General features: G+C 69.8%; 8 protein-coding genes and 1 pseudogene. 2 read left to right on the top strand and 7 right to left on the bottom strand.

Going from position 1 to position 8,708, the window contains the following annotated elements:
- Nucleotides 1–88: 88 nt before the first annotated feature.
- The 7 genes and pseudogenes from ACZ58V_RS22640 to ACZ58V_RS22610 form a co-directional block, all read right to left on the bottom strand.
- Nucleotides 89–415: pseudogene (locus tag ACZ58V_RS22640) on the bottom strand (LLM class flavin-dependent oxidoreductase); the annotation flags it as partial.
- 54 nt (nt 416–469) lie between these two features.
- Nucleotides 470–1,453 (bottom strand): ABC transporter substrate-binding protein, encoded by a 984-nt coding sequence (locus tag ACZ58V_RS22635; RefSeq protein WP_471291698.1) that lies wholly within the window; start codon nt 1,451–1,453, stop codon nt 470–472.
- Nucleotides 1,454–1,487: 34 nt separating this feature from the next.
- Nucleotides 1,488–2,252, bottom strand: coding sequence for an amino acid ABC transporter ATP-binding protein (locus ACZ58V_RS22630; RefSeq protein WP_471291695.1), 765 nt, complete (start codon nt 2,250–2,252; stop codon nt 1,488–1,490).
- Complete coding sequence (locus tag ACZ58V_RS22625) at nt 2,249–3,181, bottom strand: amino acid ABC transporter permease (RefSeq protein WP_468198367.1); 933 nt, start codon at nt 3,179–3,181, stop codon at nt 2,249–2,251. Before ACZ58V_RS22625 ends, ACZ58V_RS22630 begins: the two co-directional genes overlap by 4 nt.
- Before the next feature lie 3 nt (nt 3,182–3,184).
- Nucleotides 3,185–4,141: an ABC transporter substrate-binding protein gene (locus ACZ58V_RS22620; protein ID WP_471291692.1), complete on the bottom strand. Its 957-nt coding sequence runs from the start codon at nt 4,139–4,141 to the stop codon at nt 3,185–3,187.
- Nucleotides 4,138–4,635, bottom strand: a complete 498-nt coding sequence (locus ACZ58V_RS22615; protein WP_189725233.1) for a GNAT family N-acetyltransferase — start codon at nt 4,633–4,635, stop codon at nt 4,138–4,140. Before ACZ58V_RS22615 ends, ACZ58V_RS22620 begins: the two co-directional genes overlap by 4 nt.
- A complete protein-coding gene (locus ACZ58V_RS22610; protein WP_468198362.1) occupies nt 4,632–5,783 on the bottom strand; it encodes an LLM class flavin-dependent oxidoreductase in 1,152 nt (383 codons plus the stop codon). The genes ACZ58V_RS22615 and ACZ58V_RS22610 overlap by 4 nt, the downstream gene beginning before the upstream one ends.
- Nucleotides 5,784–6,325: 542 nt before the next feature.
- Between ACZ58V_RS22610 and ACZ58V_RS22605 the strand changes: the two genes are divergently transcribed.
- A complete protein-coding gene (locus tag ACZ58V_RS22605) occupies nt 6,326–7,330 on the top strand; it encodes an amino acid ABC transporter permease (protein ID WP_471291688.1) in 1,005 nt (334 codons plus the stop codon).
- Between the two features lie 82 nt (nt 7,331–7,412).
- Nucleotides 7,413–8,642 (top strand): acyl-CoA dehydrogenase family protein, encoded by a 1,230-nt coding sequence (locus ACZ58V_RS22600; RefSeq protein ID WP_471291686.1) that lies wholly within the window; start codon nt 7,413–7,415, stop codon nt 8,640–8,642.
- Nucleotides 8,643–8,708: the final 66 nt, after the last annotated feature.

Genomic DNA, 8,708 nt, shown 5'->3' with positions numbered 1-8,708 from the left:
CGAACCGACAAGCTCGCCCTTGCTTACCAAGCCGCGCTACACCTCGCCTGCATCCTCATCTGGACCCGACACTGACCAAAGAGACAGAACCTAGGCCCAGGTCGAGCCGCCCCGGGTGCAGGGCGTCGATCAGGCCGAACTCCTCGACGGTGGACAGGGCGGTGCGGTGACCGAGTTGCACGGCACCGGAGCCGATCCTGATGGTGGAGGTCGCGGAGGCGGTCAGGGCCAGTACGACGGCGGGTGAGGTCCCGGCCACGCCCGGGTTGAGGTGATGCTCGGCGAACCAGTAGCGGCTGTAGCCGAACCGCTCGGTCTGCCGGGCGAGGTCGATGGTGTGGTGCAGCGCCTCGGCGGCGGTGGAGCCGGACGGGATCGGGACGAGGTCGAGGACCCCGAGAGGGATGCCGGACATGGTCGGATGCTCCTCAGCGGTCTGGTGGTCGCGGACGGTCTCGGGACGTAACGGCTAGCCGCCGTTCTTCGGCAGGCCGGGCGGGTTGATCTCCGACCTGGTCACGGCCTCGTCGGACAGTCCCCAGCGCTTCAGCGCCTTCGCGTAGGTGCCGTTGTCGATGATGTGGTTGATCGCGTCGGCGAGCGGCTCGGCCAGTCCGCTGTTCTTCTTGGTGGTGGCCGCGATGAGACCCTGGAGGCCCGCGCCGGCCCCGGAGTAGGTGCCGACGACCTCCGTCTTCCCGCTGGTGGCCGCGTGGTAGGCGGCGGTCGGGTTGGGGCCGAGGTAGAGGTCGATCCGGCCGGACTGGAGAGCGAGGTAGGTGTCGCTCTCGTTCTGGTAGTACTTGATGTCCACCGGCTTGCGGCCGGCCTTCTTGTTCTGTGCCGACCACTCGACGAGCAGCTTCTCCTGGTTGGTGCCGCTGCTCACGGCGACGGTCTTCCCGGCCACGTCCTTCGGCCCGGTGATCTTCAGGCCGCTGCCCTTCTTCGCCGCGAACCCCAGGTTGTCCTCGCGGTAGGGGGCGAAGTCGTACTTCTCCTTGCGTTCCTCGGTGACGGTGATGTTGCTGAGGCCCGCGTCGTACTTGGCGCTGTCGAGGCCGACGAAGATGTTCTCCCAGGACACGGTGTTGATGTGGGGCTTGAGGCCGAGCACGTCGGCGACGAGGTGGGCGAGGTCGGGCTCGACGCCGATGACGGTCTTGTTGTCGGTGGCGTAGAAGGTCAGCGGTGCGGCGGAGCCGGACGAGGAGACGAGTTCCAGGGTGCCTCTCCTGCGGATCTTCTCCGGGACTTCCTCGGCTATGGAGTCGACCTTTCCGGTCGTGACGCGCTTCTGGTCGGGACTGATGTTGATCTTCGTCTTGCTGCCGGATGTGGCCGCGACCTCGGTCGTGCCGCCGTCGGTGGGGTTGGCGCAGCCGGCGAGGACGAGGGCGGTGGCGAGTCCGAGCGTTGCCGCGGTGGTGCGGCGGGCGGCGAGGGTGGCCACGGTGGTGCTCCTTGTGTGCGTAACAGGCGGGTGGTCAGAGGACCTTGGAGAGGAAGGCGCGGGTGCGCTCGTGCTGCGGGGCGTCGAGGACGGCCGAGGGCGGGCCCTGCTCCACGACGACTCCGCCGTCCATGAAGACCACCGTGTCGGCGACCTCGCGGGCGAAGCCGATCTCGTGGGTCACAACGATCATGGTGGTGCCGGTGCGGCCGAGGTCCTTGATGACGTCGAGGACCTCGCCGACCAGTTCGGGGTCGAGCGCCGAGGTGGGTTCGTCGAAGAGCAGCACCTTGGGTTCGAGGGCGAGTGCGCGGGCGATGGCGACGCGCTGCTGCTGTCCGCCGGACAACTGCCGTGGATACGCATCGGTCTTGTCGGCGAGGCCGACCCGCTCCAGCAGCCGGCGGGCGGTCTCCTCCGCCTCCTTGCGCGGGCGGCGGAGCGCGGAGACGGGGGCCTCGACGAGGTTCTCCAGCACGGTCAGGTGCGGGAAGAGGTTGAAGTTCTGGAAGACGAACCCGATGTTGGTCCGCTGCTTCAGAACGTCCTTCTCCTTCAGCTCGTGCAGTTTGTTGCCCGAGCGGCGGTAGCCGATGAGCTCGCCGTCGATGCCGATCCAGCCGCGGTCGACCTTCTCCAGGTGGTTGATGGTGCGCAGCAGCGTGGACTTGCCGGAGCCGGACGGGCCGAGGATGACGGTGACCTGGCCGGCGCGGACCTCCAGGTCGACGCCGCGCAGCACCTCCAGGGGGCCGAAGCTCTTGTGGACGCCGTGGACGTCGACCATGACGGCATTCATGAGCTCTCCTTCGTCACGAAGCGCCGGGCGCGCTGGAACGGGGTGGGCGGCGGGGTGCGGTCGGCGCCCCGAGCGTAGCGGCGCTCGACGTAGTACTGGGCGACCGACAGCAGGGAGGTCAGGACGACGTACCAGGCGGTGGCTACCAGCAGCAGCGGGATCACCCGGCCGTTGCGGCCGTAGATCACCTGCACCTGGTAGAAGAGCTCGCCGATGGACATCACGTAGACCACCGAGGTGCCTTTGAGCAGGCCGATGATCTCGTTGCCGGCGGTGGGCAGGATGGCGCGCATGGCCTGCGGCAGGACGATCCGGCGGATCTGCCGCTGCCGGGGGATGCCCAGCGCGGCGGCTGCTTCGAGCTGTCCCTGGTCGACGGCGAGGACACCGCCGCGGACGATCTCGGCCGCGTAGGCCGCCTGATGCAGGGTCAGCCCGATGACGGCGGCGCCGATGGTGCCGATGAGGGTGTTGCTGTCGACGGACCAGAACACCGGGCCGAAGGGGATACCGAGGCCCAGCTCCTTGTACAGGGCGCTGAGGTTGAACCAGAACACCAGCTGGACGATCATCGGGATCGACCGGAAGATCCAGATGTAGGTCCAGGCGACGGTCGAGAGCAGCGGGCTGCGCGACAGCCGCATGAAGGCGATCACGGTGCCGAGGAGGAAGCCGAGGACGGTGGCGTAGGCGGTGAGCTGGAGGGTCACCCACACCGCCTGGACGATCGTCTCCGAGAAGACGTAGTCGCGGAAGACGTTCCACTCCCAGACGGGGTTCGTGGCCAGGCCGTGGACGAACTGGGCGATCAGCACGATCACGGCGGCGCCGGCGGCCCAGCGGGCGTAGTGGCGGGTGGGGACGACCTTCAGTTCGGCCGGGTCTTCGACCAGCCTGGGGGCCGGTTCTGTGATGGTGTCGCTGCTCATGGGTCACCTGTGCTCGGGCGGGTTGATCTGCGACGCGTCGATCGCGGAGGCGGAGGTGCCCCACTTCTCGAGGATCCGGGCGTAGGTTCCGTCCTTGATCAGCACGTCGACGGCGGCCTGGAAGGCCTTGGTGAGCGGGGAGTTCTTCCGGAAGGCGAAGCCGACGTCGAGGCGGTGGTACTCGCCGAGGAAAGTGGTCTGGGAGGCGGGCTGGGAGGCCTGGTAGCGCAGGCCGTTGATCGTCGACATGATCACGTCGATGCGGCCCTGCTGGAGCGCGGTGAGCGTCGCGGCGTTCTCCGAGTAGACCTTCACCTCGTACGGCTTCTTGCCGGCCTTCGCGCAGATGTCCTTCTGCGCGGTGAGGGTCGTCTCGAAGGTGGTGCCGGCGCCGGTGCCGATGGTCAGCCCGCACAGCTGCTTCAGGTCGGTGACCTTCTTCTTGAGTGTGGTGTTGCCCTTCTTCACGGCGAAGCCCTGGCCGTCGTTGATGTAGGTGACGAAGTCGACGGTCTTCAGGCGCTGCGTGGTGACACCGAAGTTGCCGGTGCCGACGTCGAACTTGCCGCTGCCGAGGGCGGGCAGGATCGTCTCGAAGGAGGCGTCCTGCCGCGCCGGTTTCACGCCGAGGACCTTGGCCACCGCGTCGGCGATGTCGATGTCCTGGCCCGCGGGCGCCTTGCCGGGCCCGTTCGGGTAGTAGGCCCCGGGCGGGAATCCGACGGAGCTGCCGATGCGCAGGGTGCCCGCCTTGCGGACGTCGGCGGGCAGCAGGGCGGCGGCGGAGTCCACCTTGCGTACGGCGGCGACCGGGTCGTCGGTGGGCGCGGGGGACGCCTGGGCGCCCGCGGGAGTGGTGCCGGGGGTGCCGCCGGAGCCGCAGGCGGTCAGCGCCAGGACGGGCAGCAGGGCGAGGGCGGCGGCGCCGCGCAGCTGGGTTCTGATCGTGGGGGTGTTCACGGCTTCAGGGCCTCTCCGAGGTGCTTCTCGAACGGCAGCGGGCCGATGGTCTCCGGGTCGGCCTCGGTGTCGAACAGCGGTGTGTAGCCGGTGGCCAGGTACAGGCCGCGGGCTTCGGGCTGGCGCGGGCCCGTGGTGAGGTAGATCCGGCGGTAGCCGCGGACGGCCGCCTCGTGCTCAAGCTCGGCGACGACGCGCCGGGCCAGACCGCGCCGCCGGTGGGCGGAGTGGCTCCAGATCCGCTTCAGCTCGGCCGTGGTGGCGTCGTACCGGCGGAAGGCGCCGCCCGCGACGGGTTCGCCGCGCTCCAGGAGCAGCAGGAGCAGGCCGCCGTGCGGTTCGGTGAACTCCTCGTCGGGGTAGCGGGCTATCTCGGTGTGCGCGTCCCTGCCGTAGCGTCTGGAGTACTCGTGGCCGAGTTCGCGCAGGAGTGGCTCGACGCGGGGATCGGAGACGGGGACGTGAATGAACGTCAGTTCCGGTGCGGAGGTCATCCGTTCACCGCCGCGAGGGTCTGCGTACCGCGGGCAGCGCGCTCGGCGTCGCGCTTGGCGACCTCCTCGCGGACGATGGGGATCACGTGCCGTCCGAAGTCGATGGCGTCGCCCAGCAGGTCGTAGCCGCGGGCGGAGAGGATGTCGACGCCGAGGTCGTAGTAGTCCAGGAGGGCCTGGGCGACCGTCTCCGGGGTGCCGACCAGGGCGTTGGAGTTGCCCGCGCCGCCGGTCGCGGCGGCCGTCGGGGTCCACAGGGCGCGGTCGTAGCGCTCCCCCGCCTCGGCGATGGCGATCAGGCGCTGCGAGCCGACGTTTTGAGGTGTTGCAGCCTGGTGCTGGGCGAGTCCGTTGTGGCGCTTGGTGATCGCCTCGCCCCGCTCCTTGCGGGCCTTGATCGCGCCGACCGTGCGGTGTGCCTTCTCCCAGGCCAGTTCCTCGGTCGGGGCGATGATCGGGCGGAAGGCCACCTGGATGCGCGGCACGTCGGTGCGGCCCGCCGCCTTCGCCGCCGCCTTCACCGTCTCGATCTGCTCTGCGGTCTTGGCCAGGGGCTCGCCCCAGAGGCAGTAGACGTCGGCCTCGGCACCGCCGGCGGCGTACGCCGCGGGTGACGAGCCGCCGAAGGACACGTTCGGGCGCGGCTGCTGGACCGGGAAGACGTCGCTGACGAAGTCGTGGAAGCGGTAGTGCTCGCCCTCGTGGTCGAAGGGCTCGCGCGTGGTCCAGATCTTCTTGACGATCCGGATGTACTCGCGGGTGCGGGCGTAGCGCTCGTCCTTGGTGAGGGTGTCGCCCTCGCGGCCCTGTTCGTGGTCGTTGCCGCCCGTGATGAAGTGCACGGTCAGGCGGCCCTCGCTGATCTGGTCGAGGGTGGCGAAGGTCTTCGCGGCGAAGGTCGGGTACGAGACGTTGGGCCGGTGCGCGAGGAGGATCTGGAGCCGGTCCAGCCTGCTCGCGATGTAGGCGGCTGCCGGCGCCGGGTCGGGCGATCCGGAGCCGTAGGCGAACAGCACCCGGTCCCAGTCGTGGTCCTCGTGCGCGCGGGCGAGCCGGAGGGTGTACTCCTTGTCGAAGGCGGCGCCGGAGCGCGGCGTGGTTTCGGAACCGTCGTGGGTGGCGGCGATGCCGAGGAACTCCACGGGCATGGGTATGGCCTTTCCTCAAGTCCTCTGATGACACGCCGAGTTCGGACGGAGACACGGCGGGGCACGCCCTCGGGGCGGCCGGGTGTGACGGCGCCTCAGGGCGTGGGGAACCAGGTGGTGAACAGGGGTGATGACGCCGGGGTACAGGGCCCGGGCGGGGTGGTGCGACGGCAGCGCGTGTCAGAAGAGAGACTCGGCCCGCGACGGGGACACCGAGGGAGGGAAGGGCCGGTCAGACGGCCCGCTGCCGTGTCAGGCGCAACACGCCGCGGACCACACTCGACCGAAGTCGATGTGGACCCGGCTGACCAGGCGCTGTCCGGCATTCATGCGACTACTTGAGCAGGACATCTCGCTTTTCGTCAACCACGGCCCGGATGCCGGACGGGAGTTGCGCGGTTCCGGTGCGTGGTTGACACCTGTGTGTGTCGGACCCTTACGATCGGGCGCACCGCGTTGAGGGACGCGGCGAGCGTGATGACGCCCGAGCCGGACTCCGGTCCCGTACCCATGCCGCGCCTCCCTCCCTGGAGATCCTTCCGATGGTCTCGCCGCCTGATCTCACCGACTCCGCACCTGCCCCCTCCGCAGGGCCTCCGACAGCGCCCTCCGGCCGGGTTCCGGGCCGAGGGCCCGACGACGATCTCCCACGGATCGTGCCGCGCCGGCGCGTCGGCCGCCTGCTGTCCGCGGCCGTCGCGCTGCTGGCCTTCGCGATGGTGGTCAACTCCGTCGTCCGCAACCGCGCCTTCCAGTGGGAGGTGGTCGGCCAGTACTTCACGAGTACCGCCGTGCTCGACGGGCTGCTCCTCACCCTGTGGCTGACCGGCGTGGTGATGGTGCTCGGCTTCCTGCTCGGCATTCCGCTGGCCGTGATGCGGTTGTCCGACAACCCCGTGCTGGCCACGCTGAGTTGGGGCTTCGTGTGGATCTTCCGGTCCACTCCGCTGCTGGTGCAGCTGCTGTTCTGGTTCAACATCGGCGCCCTCTATCCGACGCTCGGACTCGGCATCCCGTTCGGCCCGCAGTTCGTCACCGTCAAGACGGTGAACCTGCTCGGACCGGCCCTCACCGCCGTCATCGGCCTGACGCTGCACGAGGCCGCCTATGCCGCGGAGGTGGTGCGCGGCGGCATCCTCTCGGTGGACTCCGGGCAGAAGGAGGCGGCCCAGGCCCTCGGCATCGGCAGCGCGCGCACCCTGCGCCGGATCGTGGTGCCGCAGGCGATGCGCTCCATCGTGCCGACCGCCGGCAACATGCTGATCGGCACCTTGAAGGGCACGAGCATCGTCAGCGTGCTGGCCGTGCACGACCTGCTGTACTCGGCGCAGTTGGTCTACAACCAGACCTACCAGGTCATCCCGCTGCTGATGGTCGCCACGCTCTGGTACATCGCCATCACCACCGCGCTCAGCGTGGGGCAGTTCTATGTCGAGCGCCACTACGCGCGGGGCGCGGCGCGGGCTCTGCCGCCCACGCCCGTGCAGAGGCTGAGGACTCGGCTGGCCGCATACCGCCGTTCCCCGCGTTCCCTACATTCCCTATAGAATTACTAGGAAAGTATTGACGGCGCCTCGGGCCGCTGCGCAGGATGATGCATGCCCCACACAAGTTGAGGAGACCTCTGCCATGGGCCCAGCCCCTGCGCCGACCGGCCCCGGCACGGAGTCCGAGCCGACCGGGCCCGGACGTACACACTGGCTGCACGTGGCCCGTGAGACGGCGGACGATCTGGCCACGGACGCGGTGGCCAGGGAGCAGGCGGGCAAGCCCCCGTTCGACGAGGTGTCCCGGCTGCGCGAGTCGGGCCTGCTGACGCTCCTGATACCGGCCGCGCTCGGGGGCGGCGGCGAGGACTGGCCCACGGCGTACACCGTGGTCCGGGAGATCGCGGCGGCCGACGGCGCGATCGGCCAACTGCTCGGCTGTCACTACTTCATGTCGTGGAGCGCCCGGTTCTTCACCGAGCCCGCTCTCGCCGCCCGGCTGGAGCGGCGCTCCGCAGCGGAGCAGTGGTGTTGGGGCGGTGGCCTGGCGCGTCAGGAACCGGTTCTGTCACTCGTCAGGAACGCGCGGGGGTATGCGCTGAACGGCCGGCAGGGCTACGCCGCCGGTGTCCTGGTCGCCGACCGGCTCGCCGTGCGGGCCGTACAGGCCGACACCGGCGAGCCGCTCGCCGTCGTGGTCGATCCCGCCCTCCCGGGCGTGGTGATCGACGGCGACGCCGACCCCTTCGGGCAGCGGCTCGCGGCGGGCGGGAGCGTCGAGTTCGACGCCGTACCGGTCTCCGCCGACGATGTGCTGGGCTCCCTGGCCGCGGACGAGGACGTCCTGTCGCCCCTGACCGCCCTGGTGTCACCGGTCGGGCGTCTCCTTTCGGTGCAGCTCCGTCTCGGCATGGCCGAGGGAGTGCTCGCCGAAGCCCGTGAGTACAGCAGGACCGGCCACTCCCACTGGCACCCGGACTGGCCGGTCGGCTCGCCGCAGGACCCGCAGGTGCTGACCGCGTACGGGGAGCTCACCGTGCTCACCCGCTCCGCGTCCGCGCTCGCCGACCAGGCGCGGGATGCCGTGCACGACGGGCTGGCACGCGGCGAGGACCTCGGCTACGAGGAGTACGCGGAGATCTCCGTCCTCGTGGCCATGTCCGAAGCCGCCGCGTCCAAGGCCGTGCAGGAGTCCACCGCCCGCGCCCTCGACATCATCGGTGTCCGCTCCGCGTCCGCACGGCTGGGCTTCGACCGCTTCTGGCGCAATGCCCGCACGCACACGCTGTACGAGCCCGTCGCGCACCGGCTCCGGGATGTCGGAGACTACTTCCTCAACGGGGCGCACCCTCCTTTCGTCCTCCCTGTCTGACCATGGCTGGGCCGGTTCGACGGCGATGGTGAACAGCGCGCTTCGCTCTTATGTACACACCACGGT

This window comes from Streptomyces sp. NPDC040589 (assembly GCF_055594445.1).
Note: the sequence above shows the minus strand (reverse complement) of the source record. Positions and strands in the feature narration are given on the sequence as shown.

Coding starts and splice junctions, on each gene's coding strand:
- ACZ58V_RS22625 (WP_468198367.1), bottom strand. CDS start 3,181: ATGAGCAGCGACACCATCACAGAACCGGCCCCCAGGCTGGTCGAAGAC.
- ACZ58V_RS22600 (WP_471291686.1), top strand. CDS start 7,413: ATGGGCCCAGCCCCTGCGCCGACCGGCCCCGGCACGGAGTCCGAGCCG.
- ACZ58V_RS22605 (WP_471291688.1), top strand. CDS start 6,326: ATGGTCTCGCCGCCTGATCTCACCGACTCCGCACCTGCCCCCTCCGCA.
- ACZ58V_RS22615 (WP_189725233.1), bottom strand. CDS start 4,635: ATGACCTCCGCACCGGAACTGACGTTCATTCACGTCCCCGTCTCCGAT.
- ACZ58V_RS22610 (WP_468198362.1), bottom strand. CDS start 5,783: ATGCCCGTGGAGTTCCTCGGCATCGCCGCCACCCACGACGGTTCCGAA.
- ACZ58V_RS22630 (WP_471291695.1), bottom strand. CDS start 2,252: ATGAATGCCGTCATGGTCGACGTCCACGGCGTCCACAAGAGCTTCGGC.